This window comes from Pantoea sp. B9002, assembly GCF_013385945.1.
Lineage (GTDB): Bacteria > Pseudomonadota > Gammaproteobacteria > Enterobacterales > Enterobacteriaceae > Pantoea.
Genome location: NZ_JACAPA010000005.1, coordinates 14,959 through 31,767, shown reverse-complemented (window position 1 = coordinate 31,767; position 16,809 = coordinate 14,959). Strand labels below are relative to the sequence as shown.

The following is a 16,809-nucleotide window of genomic DNA, read 5'->3' as shown; positions in this document are numbered from 1 at the left end:
TTGACCTCTCTCAGCTGTGACGACGCGCGCGCAGAGCCCCGACGGCCAGCACAATGAAAATTAATCCGCCGGTGGCGACCTGTTGCCAGTAAAAATTCCAGCCGACCAGCAGCAAGCCGTTGGCGATAAAGCTCAGCAGCACTACGCCAAGCAACGTGCCCAACACATTAGGCCGACGTGACGGCGCGAAGGTCGCGCCAATAAAACTGGCACCAATCGCATTCAGCAGATAGGCATTGCCCGACAGCGGCACCCAGGCTTTGACGTTAGCCGCCAGAATCAAACCGACGATACCGGCAATCAACGCTGCGAGAATAAACGCCAGCGCAGTGAGCCGTTTCACCGGCACGCCCGAATGCTGTGCGACGCTGTACTGCTCGCCCATCACCCGCAACGAACGGCCGGTGGCGCTGCGATGCAGCAACTGATAGAGCGCCAGCGCAACCAGCAGCAACAGCCACAGCGGCAGCGGAATGCCGAGCAGCGCGCCGTGACCTATCGCCGAAAATCCGTCGGGCAGTTTCTGGCTCAGCAGATACACCGGTTGTCCGCCGTTTGACGACAGTTGCTGCACGCTTTGTCCGATAAACAGCGTGCCAAGCGTGGCGAGAAACGGCTCCACGCCTAACTGTGTCACCAAAAAGGCGTTAAACACGCCAACCAGCAGCGCAGCAATCAATGCCGCGATCAGCGCCACTGGCAAACTGATCTGATGCAGCACCAGTGTCACCAAAACCAGACAGGCAATATCGATCGCCGTGCCCACCGAGAGATCAATCGCGCCAATGCGTGTCACCAACGTCATCGCCAGGGCGACAATCGCCAGCGGCGCGACGTTATTCAGCAACACACTGCGAATATTGGAGACAGTGGCAAAAGCGGGTGCCGCGACAATAAAGAACACGAGCAGCGCCACAAAGGTCAGCACGATGGTGGCGCGCAGCCAGCCGGCCTGGCGCGGGCGTGGCGCGACAGCTGATAACAGAGAGTCAGACACCTTGCGTTCTCCTTGACTGGCGACGACGTAACAGCGCGGTTAACGCCACCACTAACAGGATCAACACGCCTTCGACGCCGTTTATCCAGTAACTTGAGACATTGATCAGCTGAAAGCCGTTAGCAATCAGGCTGAGGAACAGTGCGCTGATCAGTGCGCCGCCGAGTGTCGGCACCAGACGACGGGAAAACACCACGCCCAACAGCGCGGCCGCGATCACCATCAACAGATTGTCGTTGGCGCCAGGTGAACTGCCGCTTAATAGCGACACCGACGCAATCGCCGCGATAGCCGCGCTGACGCCACACAACACGTAGCTCAAACCCTGATAGCGTTTGACGCCGATGCCCGCCGCATTCGCTGCCTGCGGATGGCTGCCCACCGCCTGCAAGCGCAGGCCAAAGGACGTCAGGCGGCTCAAGGCGATCACGCCAAACGCCAGCAGCAGAAACGACCAGCCCAGCCACGACACCGCTAACGGACCGTTGCTTAACAACAGATTTTGCAGATCGCTGCTGGCTGACACCGAGGCGTTGCTGGTCAGCACCATTTCCAGGCCGATAGCGATATTCATGCTGGTGAGCGTTGCTAGCAGCGGCAAAATCCCCAGCCAGACAATCGCCAGCGCATTAAACAAACCCACAGCCGCGCCGGTTAACAGCGTCAGCAGCAGCGCAATCGCGATGGGCTGCCCGGCGTTGAGCTGGCTGGCAAACACCGCCGCACTTAGGCCAAGGTTGGCGGCAATCGACAAATCAATACCGCCGGTAATGCCCTGCAAGCCGCCGCCGCTCAAAACCAGCGTTAAGCCCAGCGCCAGCGTGCCAACCACCGCGGTTTGCTGCAGCACGTTGCCGAGATTCATCACCGTAAGGAAAATCGGCGACAGCCAGGCAAAGACGGCTAAAACCAGCATAATAATCAGCAGCGAAACGTGTTGCAGCCACTGCTGACCGCGCACGCTGCGTGGCGCTGCAAGCGTTGCAGATTGGGTAACATCACTCATGAAGCACGCTCCGTTAACGCGCCGGTGCCCGAAGCCCAGGAGAGAATTTCCTGATGGCTGGTGTGCTGTGCCTCCAGCGTGGCGACATGTTCGCCGCGCGCCAGCACCATAATGCGATCGGCCAGCGTTTGCAGTTCGAGTAAATCGGTGGAGAACACCAGAATCAGTGCGCCATCATCAGCCAGCTGCTGCAGCGTGTGATAAATCGCCGCCTTAGCCGCAATATCAACGCCCACGGTGGGCTCATCCAGCAGATACAGGCGCGCACCGGTGTTTAACCATTTGGCCAGCACCGCTTTCTGTTGGTTGCCGCCCGAAAGCTGGCGGAGCGCCGCCAGCTGCCCCGGCGTGCGGATATCCAGCTGCTGGATGTTCTTCGCCACCAATTTGCTCTCCGCCTGGCGCGATACGCCGCCCCAGCGCAGCAAGCGCTGTACCGTGGTTAAGGTGACATTGTCACGCAGAGACAAATCCAGCGCGACGCCGTTGGCTCGGCGATCTTCTGGTACAAAGGCGATACCGCGCTTTACTGCGGCATGCGGTGAAGCCGGCACGCCGCTCACTTCGCCCAGCGTAACCTTGCCGCTGACGCCGTTTTCCAGCCCGAACAGCGCGCGAATCAGCGCTTTACCGCCGGAACCTAATAAGCCGGTGATGCCGATGATTTCGCCTTGTCGGCCGGTGAATGACACACTGTGAAAACTGCCGGGCGCGCTGAGCGCAGTAACCTGCAGCACTTGCGCACCGGCGCGGCGCGACTGACGCGGTGCCAGTTCATGACGCGCATCGCCTACCATCGCCGCGATCAGTGCCGCCGGTGATAGCTGATCTGCGTTGAACTGCGCCACGTCTTTACCGTCACGCAGCACCGTGACGCGTTGGCAGAGCTCCTGAATTTCATCGAGATAGTGCGAAACATAAATCAGCGCGATGCCCTGCTGGCGCATGCGTTCAATCACCCGGAACAGCGCATGCACTTCATGGCGCGCCAGCGCGGCGGTCGGTTCATCCAGCACCACCACGCGCGGCGCGTTTTGCAGCACGCGGCAGATTTGCACCAGTTGCTGCTCCGCCACGCTCAGCGTGGCGATCAGCGCATCAGGATCGAGTTGCAAACCAAAGTGCTGCTGCAACTGCTGCTCTGCCTGCTGGCGCATACGACGTCGCAGGATAAACGGCGTACCGGCTAAGCGCGGTTCGTTGCCGAGCCACAGCGCTTCTGCCACCGTCAGCGAGCCGGGCAACAATCGCTCCTGATGCACGATGGCGATGCCCTGGCGCTGCGCCTGCGCGGGCGTAGACAATGCAAGCGGCTGACCATCCAGCTCGATGCTGCCGCGATCGGCGGCGTGAATGCCGCCTAACACTTTGATCAGCGTCGATTTGCCCGCACCGTTATGGCCAATCAAGCCGTGTACTTCACCGGCATGCACGCTGAGCGACACCGATTGCAGCGCAGGCACGCCATCAAAGGCTTTGCTGATGGCGTGCAGTTGCAACAGCGGCGCGTTATTTGCCATCCGTTTGACCCAGGGTTTTCTGCGCTTCGGCAGCGTTCTCTTTGGTCACCAGAATCGACGGCACATAGGTTGCGGGTGGCAGCGAACGATCGCCAGCGAGGTATTTCGCCACGTTCTGCACCGCCGTTTGGCCAATCACATACGGCTGCTGCGCCACCACCGCTGCCGCGCTGGATTTGGGATCTTTAACCAGCGACACCACATCCGGGCTGCCATCCACCGCGTACGTTTTGATTTCGTTGCGTCCGGCAGCGTCTACCGCCTGCGTGGCGCCGATTTGCGGCACATCCCACGCCGCCCAAATCGCCTGCACTGAACCTTTCGGATATTTATTCAGTAATTGACTGATTTGCGCATACGCATCCTGCACGGTATTCGGGATGACATCGCGCAATTCAGGTTGGATAATTTTAATTTTCGGATACCACTTCAGCACGGCTTTTAACTGGTCGTAGCGCATGGCTACCACCGGCACGCCATAGAAACCGTTAAATACCAAAATATTGCCTTCGCCGCGCAGGTCATTTACCAGTTTTAATGCTAACTGTTCGCCAATATAAAAGTTATCCGATGTAGTGACGTTAATACTGGATGGGCTGGCGGTATCAACAGTAAATAAAGGAATGCCCGCTTCGCGGATTTTTTTCAGCCAGGGTTCCAGCACCGACGCCGTGCCGAGCGTTTCAATAATGGCATCCGGTTTTTGCGCAATAAGCGTTTGAATCTGCGCAATTTGCTGCGACTCTTTACGCCCGCCATCCAGTGCAATCGGCGTTCCACCAAGGCGCTTCACCTCATCAATTTGTCCCTGATAAGCTTTCAAATCCCAATAGTGATCGGTACCCGCGACGGTGATGCCAATACGTTTACCCGCCAGCGACGGAATCGGTTGATCTTCGGCGTGTGCCATTCCTGATAATAGTGATAAAGAAGCCAATAACAGACCTGCCAGGCGGTGCTTTTTCATTCTTAATATCCCTGGAAACAATAAAATAATGTTGTATGACGCCTGTTATCTGGCGTGTGAAATAAAAATTATCACAGCCATTTTTTATCCATAATGCTATTTTCTCCTTAGGCTAGCTGGTGATTGGTAATAGCCAATACGCACTATTTCGGTGCGTGTTTTTTACCGCTGCGCTTTGTCGGTTATTTATGCACAGTTAAGTAAAGATACTGGTAATCCATACAGATAAGGTTCAGGATGGTCGCTCATCCTGGATTAGCACCCACGGCAATTCACCCTCAATCTGAGGGCTCGTTATGTACTTTTATTCAACTGAAACCGTTTGCGCCATTACCGGTGCCAACCGCGCCAATTTACGTCGCTGGTTGCGCGGTGGATTAATTTCTGAGAATCACGTCAATAAGGACTGGAGCCGACATCAGGTTGATGAAGTGCTCGCCATGATGGCATTGACCGCGGGTGGCGCCACGCTGTGGCAAATCTATCAGGGCCGACACTGCGGGCTCGATTACTCTTCGTCTGGTTGGGTGGCACGCCGCGGCGATCTGCTACGTCAGCTGGAGTTAGGTTCCGACCGTGAACTGGCGCGTACCGTGCGCAATCTGGCAGGCGATTACAGCAGCGATGATTTCGTCAATGTGCTGATGAAACCACTCAATCGCTGGCTGCGCGATGATACGCGTCGCGGCGCATCGCGCAGGTTGACGCGTTTTCATGAGGCGATCGTTCATCACAGCGACTGCGTCAAACGCGCTTCAGCCCGTCAGCAGCAGATGCCGCTGTTGCTGGAAGTGGTCAGCACCGGCGATGAAACGGAAGTGTGGCTGGAAGCTATTCGCCTTACCGGACAAGGATTCTGCGTCGATGTGGATCAAACCTCACAACCGATGCTGTACGGTTCAGAAAGCCGCCACGATCATCACCTGCTGTGGTGCGGTGCCGGGATCAGCCATGAACGCATGACCCAATTCCAGCGCGGATTACGTTCCGGTAAACCGGTGATGCTGAGCGGACCCGACCGCAGCGTTCATCCGGCTGTTGCTGAAGCCAGAGTCGCTTAGCCGGTGCTTTACGCACCGGTCTTATCGCATTCCGCACTTTGCTTATTCAAAAGAAGTAGTTAGCCACGGCAACAACGGTTAAGTCACATCTCTCCCTCTTCTGTTACGCTCTCGCCTCCCAATCAGGAGGATCCATGAGTTCATTAATCGATATTTTCACCAGTCATAAAAGCGATCGCAGTTTTACCGACCTTCCCGTTGCGGATGCGGTGCTGGATCGCATCATTTCGGCCGCGTATCGCGCGCCAACCTCGGTGAACTCGCAGCAGGTCTCTTTGGTGGTCACGCGCGATGCTGAAAGACGCGCACAAATCTCACAGATTGCCGGCGGCCAGCCGTGGATTGCCAAAGCGCCGGTGTTTATTACCCTGGTGCTGGATATGCATAAATCGCGTCTGGCGATGAACGCTATCGACCGCGAGCAGATCGCCCAGCAGAGCATCGAAAGCATAGTGTCGGGCTCAACCGACGTGGGTATTGCATTGGGTTCCATCATGGCGGCGGCGCGTGCGGAAGGTTTGGGCATTGTGCCGATTGGCGGTATTCGTCGCGATTCGCAGGCGTTAATCCGCTTACTGGATTTGCCGGAATACACCTTCCCGGTGGCGGGCGTGGTGATTGGCCATGTCGATCAGCCTGCGCATCAGAAGCCGCGTCTGCCGCTGGCAACCTTCCGTCATGAAGAGCGCTATCAACGTGAAGGACTGGAGCAGCACATCGCCGCCTACAATCAGGAGATGGTGCAGCACTGGAAAAATACCGGACGTGAGGATGGCGAGAGCTGGAGTGAAAGCGTCAGCGGTTATTATCACAAAATTTACTTCCCGCACGTGCTGGACGCGCTGAAAAAGCAAGGATTTGGCAACGACAAGTAACGGCTTTTCCCCGCGCGCTCTGCGCGGGGAATGAAAATTAACGCCCTTTCTTCTTACGACCCGGCTGCGCGAAACGCTGGCGATTAGCCGGTTTCGCCCCCGCTTTCTCACCCGGTTTTGCAGCAACCGCCGCGGGCTTTTTCGCCGCGCTGGCCGGTTTCTTCTTCGCCTGCGTCTTCTGCGTTTTTTGATCTTCGGACGATGAGTCTTCAATCAGTTTGAACAGGTCGATCAGCTCATCATCGGTTAAATCGCGCCACTCGCCGAGCGGAATGCCTTTCAGGCTGACGTTCATGATGCGCGTACGTTCAAGCTTGGTGACTTCAAAGCCGAAGTGCTTGGTCATACGACGAATCTGACGGTTCAGCCCCTGAACCAGAATGATGCGGAAGACAAAAGTCGACTCTTTTTTAACTTTGCACTTCTTGGTGACGGTGCCGAGCATCGGTACGCCCGCGCCCATTCCGGCAATAAATTCATCGGTGATCGGCTTATCGACGGTGACCACATACTCTTTTTCGTGGTTATTACCGGCACGCAGGATTTTATTCACCAGATCGCCGTGATTGGTGAGGAAAATCAGCCCCTGCGAATCTTTATCCAGACGACCAATCGGGAACACGCGTTTGCTGTGATTGACGAAATCGCCGATGTTGTCACGCTCACCCTCTTCCATGGTGGTGATGATGCCAACCGGTTTGTTCAGCGCAATCAGCACTAAATCCTCTTCGTCACGCGGCTCTATCAGCTGCCCGTTCACTTTGACTTCATCCCCTGCAAACACCTGCGCACCGACGGCAGCGCGTTTACCGTTTATGAAAACGTTGCCTTGCTCGATGTAACGATCGGCATCGCGGCGTGAGCAGATTCCGCTCTCGCTGATGTATTTGTTCAGGCGTGTGGATGAGTTAGGCAGCATGGTTCCTCCGAAAAAAAACGGACTATACAGCAACCTTAGGCGTTGGTTAAGCATCGCGACAATCATCAGCATTTCTCTTACCACGATATAACCGCACACTAACAATGTGGTTGTTGTCAGCGGATCGATCAGCGACAATTCGCACCCATCGTTTTTTCTTATGACAGAGTGATTCCCTAATGACAGATCAGCCATCGGTGACGTGGATAACATCCGTGCGCACCTTTCTGGCCCGCCTTTGGCCTCATCCGTTACCGGGGGGCAAAAAGCAGATGGTCATCGCCAGCATTGGCGCGGGATTGGGTTTGATGATTACCAGCCTGACCAGTCACTGGCTGCTGGGCGAAGTGAATCTGTGGTTTGTCGCGCCGATGGGCGCTTCGGCGGTGTTGCTGTTTGGTCTGCCGAACAGCCCGCTGGCGCAGCCGTGGTCAATCGTGGGCGGCAATCTTGTGGCGGGCGTTGTTGGCGTCACTACCGCGCTGTGGGTTCCCCATCCCGCGCTAGCGTGTGGTATCGCGGCCTGTGTAACGATTGCACTGATGTTTCAACTGCGCTGTTTGCATCCACCGAGCGGTGCGGTGGCGCTGACCGCAATTTTGGGCGGTAACGGCGTTCAGCAACTGGGTTACCACTTTATTCTGACACCGGTGCTGTTGAACTCGGTTTGCCTCGCGCTGCTGGCGTTGCTGTTTAACAATCTCGCCGGACGTCGTTACCCGCATCCGCTGGCGGCAACGGAAACCAAAGCGCCGCCTGTGGTGATCTACGTACCGATTACGCGTGAAGACCTGCATCAGGCGCTGGAAAGCGGTGAAGTGCTGGATATCGATGAGGATGATTTGCAGCAGTTGCTGCAACGCGCCGAAGAGATTGCGATTCTTCGTCAGCGCGGGCAAATGCCGGCATCATCATGAGCGGTCGCCATAAATGGCGTAATGTTTGTCAGTTAAGAGATAAAAACACAAATTACTGCGCGCACAAATCGTAGCGGCGCAATTCATTGCGCGATAAATCGCGCCGCTACGAAATGTGCCGTGATGTGATACGGTGCTTATCTGATGGCATTACGCCATGAATGGTGACCCTACACCGTATTCTTTCACGCGTACTTCATCGCCCTCAATTTCAACCACCGCAAACGGCACCTCATCTGCCCCATCCAGCATGCCTTTGAGTGTATAAAAGCCTGTCTGACCGATGCGAGCAAAGCCGCCGCGGTGGTCGTGTCCAGAGAAGCAGCATTGTATGTTGTAACTAGAAAGCAGCTCTGCCAGCGCGCTGCCGTTGAGTAAGTTGTGGCTGTTGTGCGGCGCCAGCGGATAATGGCCAAACACCACCACTTTCTCCCCTTGCAGCTGCGCTTGCTGCAACTGCTGCTCAATCCATGCCAGTTGCTGCGTTCCTACCGCACCGTTCCAGGGTTTGGCCTGCGGCTGCTGGCGCGCGGTCAGGTCCACCAGCATCGCCTCCGCCTGCACGCGATCGTCACCGTTCTGCGTGTTGCAATAGAGGCTGATGTCATTGCCGTCATAAACAATAAAACGCCAGCCCTGCAGCCCAAAAGCGTAATAGCTTTTGGGCAACGCCGCTGCTTCGTTGAGATGCTGCGCAATGGTCTGCGCATCGTGATTGCCCAGCACCACCGCATGCGGATGTTCGAGGCGATCGTAAATCGGCAATATCGCCGCGTAGCTGTTCCAGTCGCGATCGACTAAATCCCCCAGCGTAACGACAAAATCCAGCGGCTGCTGATTCAACACCTCAATCGCCTGCGGCAGCTTACGCAGCGCGTGGCGATAGTAGAGATTTTTCGCCCTATCGGCGTCGATGTCGGCATATTGCGGATCGGCAATCAAACCAAAACGCAGCGTGCTGCTCAGCAGCGCGGAACGCACATCGGGCAAGGCATAGAGCTCGGCGACATCGCCCAGCAGTTCACGCTGCAGTTCAGTCAGCGGATGCGGATAAGACACGAAAAGCACTCCTTAGCGAATACCGGCACGCATAAAAGACTGAATAAATTGACGCTGGAAAATCAGAAACAGCACCAACAGCGGCAACGTGGTCATCAAAGTAGCGGCACCAATCAACGCCCATTGCACGCCCTGCTCTGGCGCAGAAAACAGCTGTAAGCCCACGGTCAGCGGCCGCACGTTCACAGAATCGGTAATCACCAGCGGCCAGAGGAAATCATTCCAGTGGAAGCTGATCGACACCAGCGCAAACGCCACATAAATCGGCTTCGCCAGCGGAATATAAATCTTGCGCAGAATGTAAAAGCGGCTGGCACCTTCCACAATCGCCGCCTCTTCCAATACCAGCGGAATACTTTTAAAGGTCTGGCGCAGCAGAAAGATGGCGAAGGCCGAGGAGAAATACGGCAGCGCGATGCCGGTCAGCGTATCGCGGAAACCCAGCGCGCCGATGGTTTTATAGTTATTCAGAATCAGCACGTCGGGGCTGATCATCAGCTGCAGCAGAATCAGCGCGAAGATCGCGCCCGAGAATTTCAGGCGGAAGCGCACCAACGCGTAAGCGGCCATGGTCGCCAGAATCAGCTGCACCACCACAATCATCAGCACCAGCAAGCTGGTATTGAGGAAGTAGCGACCAAAGGGCGCGGCGTGCCACGCATTGATGAAATTCTGCAAGATCAGCGGCGAAAAAAGCGAAAAGTTCGCCTGATCGGATGCCGGATGAATCGCCACCCAAAACGCCACCAGAATCGGTAAAAACCACAGCAACGCGGCAAGCCCAATAGCCGTATTCAGGCACAGGCGACCAAAAGTGATTGTCGGCTTCATTGGTAATGGGCTCGCTTGTCCAGCAGGTTGAATTTAAGCAGCGCAATCGCGGCGAGGATCACCAGCAGCACCACCGTCATTGCTGCTGCGGCGGGCATATCCCAGAAGCTGAAGGCAGTGCGATAGATATAGAACAGCAGCAGGCTACTGCTGTTATTCGGCCCGCCGTTGGTCATCGCGATCACCTGATCGACTATACGAAACGCATTCATCGAAGCATTGATCAGCACAAACAGCGTGGTGGGCATCAGCAGCGGCCACTGCACGCGCCGGAAGAAATAGCGGCGTGACGCCCCTTCTATCTGCGCGGCTTCGCTGAGGCGCGGATCGATCTGCTGCAAAGCGGCGAGATAAAAGATCATAAAGAAGCCCGCTTCGCGCCATACCGACACCGCCATCAAACAATACAAGGCGCTACCCGGTTCGCCGAGCCAGTTAATCGCCGGCAGCGAAAACAGCGCCAGCAGCTTATTCAGCAAGCCCAGCTGCGGCGTGTAGAAGAACAGCCACAGATTGGCGATGGCGATCATCGGCAGCAGCGAAGGAATAAAGAACGCGGTGCGCACCAGCGCATTGGCGCGCATATGGCGATTGACCGCCAGCGCCATCAGCAGCGCCAGCGTGACCGCCAGCGGAATGGTGATCAGCGCATACAGCAGATTATTCCACAGCGACTGGATGAAGATGTCGTCATCCAGCAGCGCGAGATAGTTATCCAGCCCAACAAAATGGGCTGGACGACCGTTACGCGCTGCGCTGAACAGGCTTTCCCACACGGTCGCAACCGCCGGATAGTGGGTGAACAGCAGTAAAAAGCTCAGTGCCGGCAAAATCAGCAGATAGCCATACAGCTGCATCGACCATAACCGGGGACGACGAACCGGCGCGACGGTGAAAATCGTGCTCGTCATTATTGATAAGACTTCAGCAGACGATCGGCTTGCTTCTGCGCACCTTCCAGTGCTTCGGCTGGCGTTTTCGCCTGCGTCACCGCGGCTTCTACCGCGTGATTGAGCGCATCCTGAATCTGCACGCTGTTGTAAGTCGAGAGTTCCGGCTGGGCATACTTCAGCTGTTCACGCGCCACCAAGGCCTGCGGAACGTCTTTGACGTAATCCTTCATCACCGTGGTATCCCACGCTGCCGGAGATGTCGCAACGTAACCGGTGGCGATACTCCAGCGCGCTGCCTGTTCCGGTGACGTTACCCAACGGATAAACTCCATCGCCGCTTTCTGCTGTTCTGGTGAGGCATTTTTAAAGACATACAGGTTACCGCCGCCGGTTGGGCTGCCGCGCTGGGTTTTCTCCGGCAGCATCGCCACACCAAACGGGAACTTCGCGTTATCACGCACGTTGGTCAGGTTGCCGGTGGTGGTCACCATCATGGCGGTTTTGCCGCTGATGAAGTCTTGCGGCGTGGTGCCCCATGCAATGGCACCCTTCGGCGACACTTCCTCTTTCTGGCCGAGATCGGTCAGCCACTGCAGCGTTTCCACGTTGCCCGGCGTGTTGAAGTGCACCGCTGTGCCTTTGCCGTTATCCAGACGACCGCCGTTGGTGGCGGACAAGCCCTGGAAGTTCCAGTAACCGTTTGGCGTGGACGGAATCTCGATTCCCCATTGGCTGACGCCGTTAGCATCTTTGATAGTGAGTTTCTTACTGAACTCGACCACTTGCTGCCAGTTGGCCGGTGGCGTATCGGCGTTTAAACCGGCTTTCTCAAACGCCTGTTTGTTCCAGTACATCACCACGGTTGAACGCTGGAACGGTACGCCCCACACTTTGCCGTCAATGTGACGCAGAAACGCCGGATAGAAACCGTCGATCCATTTTTTGCCTTCATCGCCCTGCGCTAAGTCGCTGGCCGCCACAATCGCACCGGCATCAATCAGTGAATACGCTTCGATATCGCCGATCACCGCCAGCTGCGGTGCGTTGCCACCACGAAAAGCGGTCAGCGCTTTGGTCACGGTGGTGGCGTAATCACCGGTATACACCGGCTGAATGCTCACGTCCGGATGTACTTTCTGGAAATCCGCCACCAGCGAATCCACGGTGTGGCTCACTTTGCCGCCCACCGCGATCGGGTAATACATTTGTAGCTTGACCGGTTCAGCTGCAAAAGCTGAGGTGGTGATGGCGAGCACTAATGCAGAAAGACGTGAATAACGAATCGCAGACATGATTTTCCCTTGGGCAAATGACAACGGTTAAACGGCGTATTTTTTCTGTGAAGCAAACATCTGTTGTTCGGCTGGCGCGCAGCGCTTACCGCTCTCGCGATGAAACAAATATTGCCGCGCGGCGGACCACTGCAATCCCACTTCGCTGCCATCAGTGAAGCGCTGCATGCCAGGCACTTTGATGGTCAGCGGTTCGCTGATGCCAGCAAGCAGGCACACCAGCAACGTATCAGCCCCCATATATTCAGAACTGATTACCCGCGCGGTCAGCGCCGCCTGTTCTGCGGCGATCAGCTGGATATCTTCGGCGCGCAATCCGAGACTCAGCGGCGCATCGCGGTATTCCACCACCGGCGCGGTGAGATGCAGCAGATAGTGATGCGCGCCGTTGCGCTGCAGCGGCAGGATGTTCATCGGCGGTGCGCCAATGAACTGCGCGGCAAACACGCTGGCGGGATTGTTGTAGAGATCGTCTGGCGTGCCGTGCTGTTCGATGTGGCCATCGTTGAGCAGGATAATGCTGTCGGCCATGCTCATCGCTTCGGTCTGATCGTGCGTGACGTACAGCATGGTCAAGCCGAGTTTTTTCTGCAGTGCGCGGATTTCACGGCGCATGCTTTGACGCAGCTTGGCGTCGAGGTTCGACAGCGGCTCATCCATTAAACACAGCGTGTTATTGGCGATCACCGCACGGCCCAGCGCCACGCGCTGCTGCTGTCCACCGGAGAGCTGCGACGGCAAACGATCCAGCAACTTATCCAGCTCCATCAGCTTGCTGACGTTATCCAGGCGTGCAGCAAAAGACTGTTTCTCCTCGCCGCGCGCTTTCAAACCAAACAGCAGGTTTTCGCGCACGTTGAGGTGGGGAAACAGCGCATAGGACTGAAACACCATCGATAGCTTGCGCTGCGACGGCGGCAGATGGGTGATGTCGGCGTGTTTAAAGTGGATCGTCCCACGATCGGCTGTTTCCAGTCCGGCGATGGTGCGCAGCAGCGTCGATTTACCGCAGCCCGACGGACCGAGCAGCGCGACAAACGAGCCTTCTGCCGCGTCGAAGCTGATGTCGTCCAGGGCGATTTTCTCGCCCCAGGCTTTAGTGATGTGATGAAGCGAAAGGTGGCTCATGCATCCGCAATCCAGAAATCAGAATGGCGGTAAGCTAGCGGAAGGAAATGAAGGTTTTATGTCATTGCGGTGACCGCGCGGTTAATCAGATGCGCAATGAATTGCGCCGCTACAAATATTTGCATGCTTTTGTAGCGGCGCGATTCATCGCGCTCTTTTGACTTTTTACTGATTAAAATAGTGCTGATGCAAAATCGCCGCACCATCATCAATCGCTTTCATCAATATCTTTTCACTGGTGACCGCATCACCCGCCTGTAGCGCTTCCAGCAGATGATCATAGTTATGATGCCCATTCACCACCTCGGCCGGCTGCGGATAGAGATAGTTAAAGCACGGACCGATCTGCACCCAAAGCTGTTCGATCAGCGCCTCAAGCGTTGGCATTTGCGCATAGCTATACAGCGTAAAACGGAACGCGCGATTGGCTTCTAACGCCGCCTCCGCATCACCGCTCTGCTTGGCTTGCATAAAGCGCGCGCAGAGTTTTTTCAGCTCAGAAATTTGTTTTTTTCCCACAAATGGCGTCGCCGCCCTCACCGCTAAACCTTCAAGCTGCTTACGAATCAGCGTAATCTCATCAAAGCGCTGGCGCGTCATTTCCGGTACCAGAAACGCCGCAGCTGGCGTGGCATCCAGCGCTCCGGCAGAAACCAGTCGCAATAATGCTTCGCGTACCGGCGTGATGCTGGTGCCAAGCTGCGCCGCCAGATCGCGCGTCACCAGCCGTGCGCCAGGTTTTAACTTGCCGACAATCAGCGCGCTGCGCAGTGACGATTCCACCTGCGCGGTCAAACTCATGCGCTGCGCTTTATCCATTTCGATCATACGTTGAGAGCCTTTTACTGGAATTCGCAAATGGTAAGTTATTTTTAATGTTTTATTGCCAACCTGCCAGATTATAGGATATATCATGTATTACAAATAAGCACAGTCTTGATTCTGGCAGTATCCACTCTTTTCACTACCTTGCCGTTGGCAATTTTGGGAAACGTTATGAGACTACCTGCAGTGAAGTTTGCCACCACCGCGTTGCTATTTGCTCTGATGCCAGCAGTACAGGCAGCGGAACTGACCATTGGCCAACCCACGTCTGCTACGGCGATGGATCCCGGCTTTCTCAAAGAATCTGCCACCTTAGTCGACAACATCTTCGATACCTTAGTGCGCCGCGCCGATGACATGTCATTACAGCCGGGCTTAGCCACTGAGTGGAAAGCGATTAACGAAAACACCTGGCAGTTTACCCTGCGCCAGGGCGTGAAATTTACCGATGGCGAGCCGGTGAACGCCGAAGCGGTGAAATTCTCCATCGATCGTATTTTAGACCCCGCCAATCACGCACCGACGATTTCCTATATCCGCACCATCAAATCGGTGGACGTGATCAACGATTATCAGGTGCAGATCCACACCAACGGCCCGGATCCTCTGCTGCCCACGCGCATGAGTCGCTACCCGGCTTACATCGTGCCACCAGCCTACGTGAAGAAAGTGGGTGCCAGCGAGTTTGCGCGCAAACCGGTGGGCAGCGGCGCTTACAAGCTTGATAGCTTTATCCCGGATGAAAAAGTGGTGATGGTCGCCAATGAAACCTACTGGCGCGGCAAACCGGCGATTGATCGCGTCACCTGGCGTCCGATTCCCGAAGCCACCGCACGCCTCACCGCGCTGCTGACCGGCGAAGTGCAGCTGATTGAAAGCGTGCCAGCCGATTTAGTGCCAGCGCTGAAAAATCGCCCTAACGTCGAGCTGGAACAGGTAAAAGGCGGCGGGCTGACGATTTACCTCGGCCTTAAAGATGATGAGAAACCGCTGAGTGATGTACGCGTCCGTCAGGCGCTTTCGCTGGCGTTAAATCGCCAGGCTTATACCCAACAGCTGCTGCACGGTTTCGGTACGCCAACCGGCACCATGGCCGGTGCTAATGACTTTGGTTATCTGGCAGTTCCGGCCACCGCGCAGGATGTGGCGAAAGCCAAATCGCTGCTGGCTGCAGCCGGTTACGCAAACGGCTTTACCCTGCGCTTCCAGGCGCCGCGCCGCTATATTGCCAGCGCCGATGTGGCGCAAGCCATCGTGCAGGATTTAGCCGCGATTGGCGTGAAAGCCGAGCTGGAAGTGCCGGAATGGTCGGTTTACACCCAGCAGGTCGCGTCACAGAAACAGGCTCCGATGTATATGCTGGCGTGGGGCTCCACCCAGACGCTGGACGCCGATGCCGCGCTGTTCCCCATCCTGCGCAGCGGCGAGCCCTATTCCACCGTGCATGATGCGGAGCTGGATAAGCTGCTCGACCAAAGCCGCCAGATTGTCGATCCCGTTGCGCGCAAAAAAGTGTTAGAGCAGATTCAGCAACGCGTCGCGGAACAACAGCCGCTGCTGCCGCTGTATCGTGAAGACACCTTGTATGCGCACAGCACGTCGCTCAACTTCAAAGGCCGCGTCGATGCCCGCATCCCGCTGTTTGATCTGAGGCTGAAATGATTTCACCGGGCACCGTGCTGCAGCGCCGTCCGCGCCGCCTGATTTACGGCGATGCGGTGATCGGCAGCGTATTGCTGATCGTGGTGATTGCCGCGGCGCTGCTCTCTCCATGGCTGCCGTTGCCCGATGCCTTAAGTAATAACCTCAATGAAATGTTCCTGCCGCCGGGTTCGCCCGGCGCGCAAGCCACGCATTGGCTCGGCACCGATCAACTGGGGCGCGATCTGCTGGCACGCATTCTCTCCGGCACGCGCTTGTCGCTGTTGGTGGTCTTGGTTGCGGCGGCGATTGGCGCGGTAATTGGCGTCGCGCTCGGTATGTTCGCCGGTTACGCTGGCGGTTGGGTCGATGCGCTGATCATGCGCCTGATCGACATTCAGCTGGCGGTGCCGTTTATTCTGTTGATTCTGCTGGTGATTGCGCTGATGGGCGCATCACTCACCAACATCATTGTGATTATGGGCTGCACCAGCTGGGCGATTTATGCCCGCGTGGCGCGCGCCAAAACCTTAGAAATTCGTGAACTGGAATATATTCAGGCGGTGCGCGCCATGGGCTTTTCGCCGCTGCGCGTGCTGCTGCGGCATATCCTGCCCAATCTGCTGACGCCGCTGGTGGTGTTGCTGACGCTGGATATCCCACGCTTGATCGTGCTCGAAGCCTCAGTGGGTTTTCTCGGTATGGGCATTCAGCCGCCCACGCCAACGCTGGGCAACCTGATTGGCGAAGGCCGCTCTTACATGCTGCTGTCGCAATGGCTGGTGCTCTATCCCGGTTTGGTGATTGCGGCACTGGTGATTGGCTGCAACCTGCTCGGCGATGCGCTGCTACGTCGCACGCACACAAGGCTGGATTAA

At 56.5% G+C, this 16,809-nt stretch carries 16 protein-coding genes; 5 read left to right on the top strand and 11 right to left on the bottom strand.

Translation table 11 applies throughout. The features are described from left to right. Positions 1–10: 10 nt before the first annotated feature. From HX773_RS03350 to HX773_RS03335, 4 genes are read right to left on the bottom strand one after another with little or no spacing between them, the layout of a single operon-like run. Positions 11–997: an ABC transporter permease gene (locus HX773_RS03350; RefSeq protein WP_370463583.1), complete on the bottom strand. Its 987-nt coding sequence runs from the start codon at positions 995–997 to the stop codon at positions 11–13. Next, on the bottom strand, positions 990–2,003 hold the full coding sequence (locus HX773_RS03345) for an ABC transporter permease (RefSeq protein ID WP_176970420.1): 1,014 nt from the start codon (positions 2,001–2,003) through the stop codon (positions 990–992). Before HX773_RS03345 ends, HX773_RS03350 begins: the two co-directional genes overlap by 8 nt. Next, a complete protein-coding gene (locus tag HX773_RS03340) occupies positions 2,000–3,523 on the bottom strand; it encodes a sugar ABC transporter ATP-binding protein (protein WP_176970419.1) in 1,524 nt (507 codons plus the stop codon). Before HX773_RS03340 ends, HX773_RS03345 begins: the two co-directional genes overlap by 4 nt. After that, on the bottom strand, positions 3,513–4,490 hold the full coding sequence (locus tag HX773_RS03335; protein WP_101764408.1) for a sugar ABC transporter substrate-binding protein: 978 nt from the start codon (positions 4,488–4,490) through the stop codon (positions 3,513–3,515). The genes HX773_RS03340 and HX773_RS03335 overlap by 11 nt, the downstream gene beginning before the upstream one ends. Before the next feature lie 296 nt (positions 4,491–4,786). Between HX773_RS03335 and HX773_RS03330 the strand changes: the two genes are divergently transcribed. Together HX773_RS03330 and HX773_RS03325 are read left to right on the top strand one after the other, a co-directional pair. Next, positions 4,787–5,551, top strand: coding sequence for a hypothetical protein (locus HX773_RS03330; protein WP_176970418.1), 765 nt, complete (start codon positions 4,787–4,789; stop codon positions 5,549–5,551). Between the two features lie 134 nt (positions 5,552–5,685). Then, positions 5,686–6,426: a nitroreductase family protein gene (locus HX773_RS03325; protein WP_176970417.1), complete on the top strand. Its 741-nt coding sequence runs from the start codon at positions 5,686–5,688 to the stop codon at positions 6,424–6,426. Between the two features lie 37 nt (positions 6,427–6,463). Here HX773_RS03325 and rluF read toward each other — a convergent pair whose 3' ends face one another. After that, the gene (rluF, locus tag HX773_RS03320) at positions 6,464–7,345 is read right to left on the bottom strand and encodes a 23S rRNA pseudouridine(2604) synthase RluF (protein WP_176970416.1); all 882 of its coding nucleotides are present in this window, start codon (positions 7,343–7,345) and stop codon (positions 6,464–6,466) included. Between the two features lie 179 nt (positions 7,346–7,524). Between rluF and HX773_RS03315 the strand changes: the two genes are divergently transcribed. Then, positions 7,525–8,262: an HPP family protein gene (locus HX773_RS03315; protein WP_176970415.1), complete on the top strand. Its 738-nt coding sequence runs from the start codon at positions 7,525–7,527 to the stop codon at positions 8,260–8,262. 150 nt (positions 8,263–8,412) lie between these two features. Here HX773_RS03315 and HX773_RS03310 read toward each other — a convergent pair whose 3' ends face one another. The 6 genes from HX773_RS03310 to HX773_RS03285 all read right to left on the bottom strand — a co-directional run bounded on the left by HX773_RS03310 (position 8,413) and on the right by HX773_RS03285 (position 14,293). Beyond that, positions 8,413–9,321 (bottom strand): metallophosphoesterase, encoded by a 909-nt coding sequence (locus tag HX773_RS03310; protein ID WP_176970414.1) that lies wholly within the window; start codon positions 9,319–9,321, stop codon positions 8,413–8,415. A 12-nt stretch (positions 9,322–9,333) separates the two neighbouring features. Further along, positions 9,334–10,152: a carbohydrate ABC transporter permease gene (locus HX773_RS03305; RefSeq protein WP_176970413.1), complete on the bottom strand. Its 819-nt coding sequence runs from the start codon at positions 10,150–10,152 to the stop codon at positions 9,334–9,336. Beyond that, the gene (locus tag HX773_RS03300; RefSeq protein ID WP_176970412.1) at positions 10,149–11,063 is read right to left on the bottom strand and encodes a carbohydrate ABC transporter permease; all 915 of its coding nucleotides are present in this window, start codon (positions 11,061–11,063) and stop codon (positions 10,149–10,151) included. The genes HX773_RS03305 and HX773_RS03300 overlap by 4 nt, the downstream gene beginning before the upstream one ends. After that, complete coding sequence (locus HX773_RS03295; RefSeq protein ID WP_176970411.1) at positions 11,063–12,337, bottom strand: ABC transporter substrate-binding protein; 1,275 nt, start codon at positions 12,335–12,337, stop codon at positions 11,063–11,065. Before HX773_RS03295 ends, HX773_RS03300 begins: the two co-directional genes overlap by 1 nt. 27 nt (positions 12,338–12,364) lie before the next feature. Next, positions 12,365–13,465: an ABC transporter ATP-binding protein gene (locus HX773_RS03290; RefSeq protein ID WP_176970410.1), complete on the bottom strand. Its 1,101-nt coding sequence runs from the start codon at positions 13,463–13,465 to the stop codon at positions 12,365–12,367. A gap of 165 nt (positions 13,466–13,630) precedes the next feature. After that, positions 13,631–14,293, bottom strand: a complete 663-nt coding sequence (locus HX773_RS03285) for a GntR family transcriptional regulator (protein WP_176970409.1) — start codon at positions 14,291–14,293, stop codon at positions 13,631–13,633. 168 nt (positions 14,294–14,461) lie between these two features. Between HX773_RS03285 and HX773_RS03280 the strand changes: the two genes are divergently transcribed. Beyond that, on the top strand, positions 14,462–15,952 hold the full coding sequence (locus HX773_RS03280) for an ABC transporter substrate-binding protein (RefSeq protein ID WP_176970408.1): 1,491 nt from the start codon (positions 14,462–14,464) through the stop codon (positions 15,950–15,952). Further along, a complete protein-coding gene (locus tag HX773_RS03275; RefSeq protein WP_176970407.1) occupies positions 15,949–16,809 on the top strand; it encodes an ABC transporter permease in 861 nt (286 codons plus the stop codon). Before HX773_RS03280 ends, HX773_RS03275 begins: the two co-directional genes overlap by 4 nt.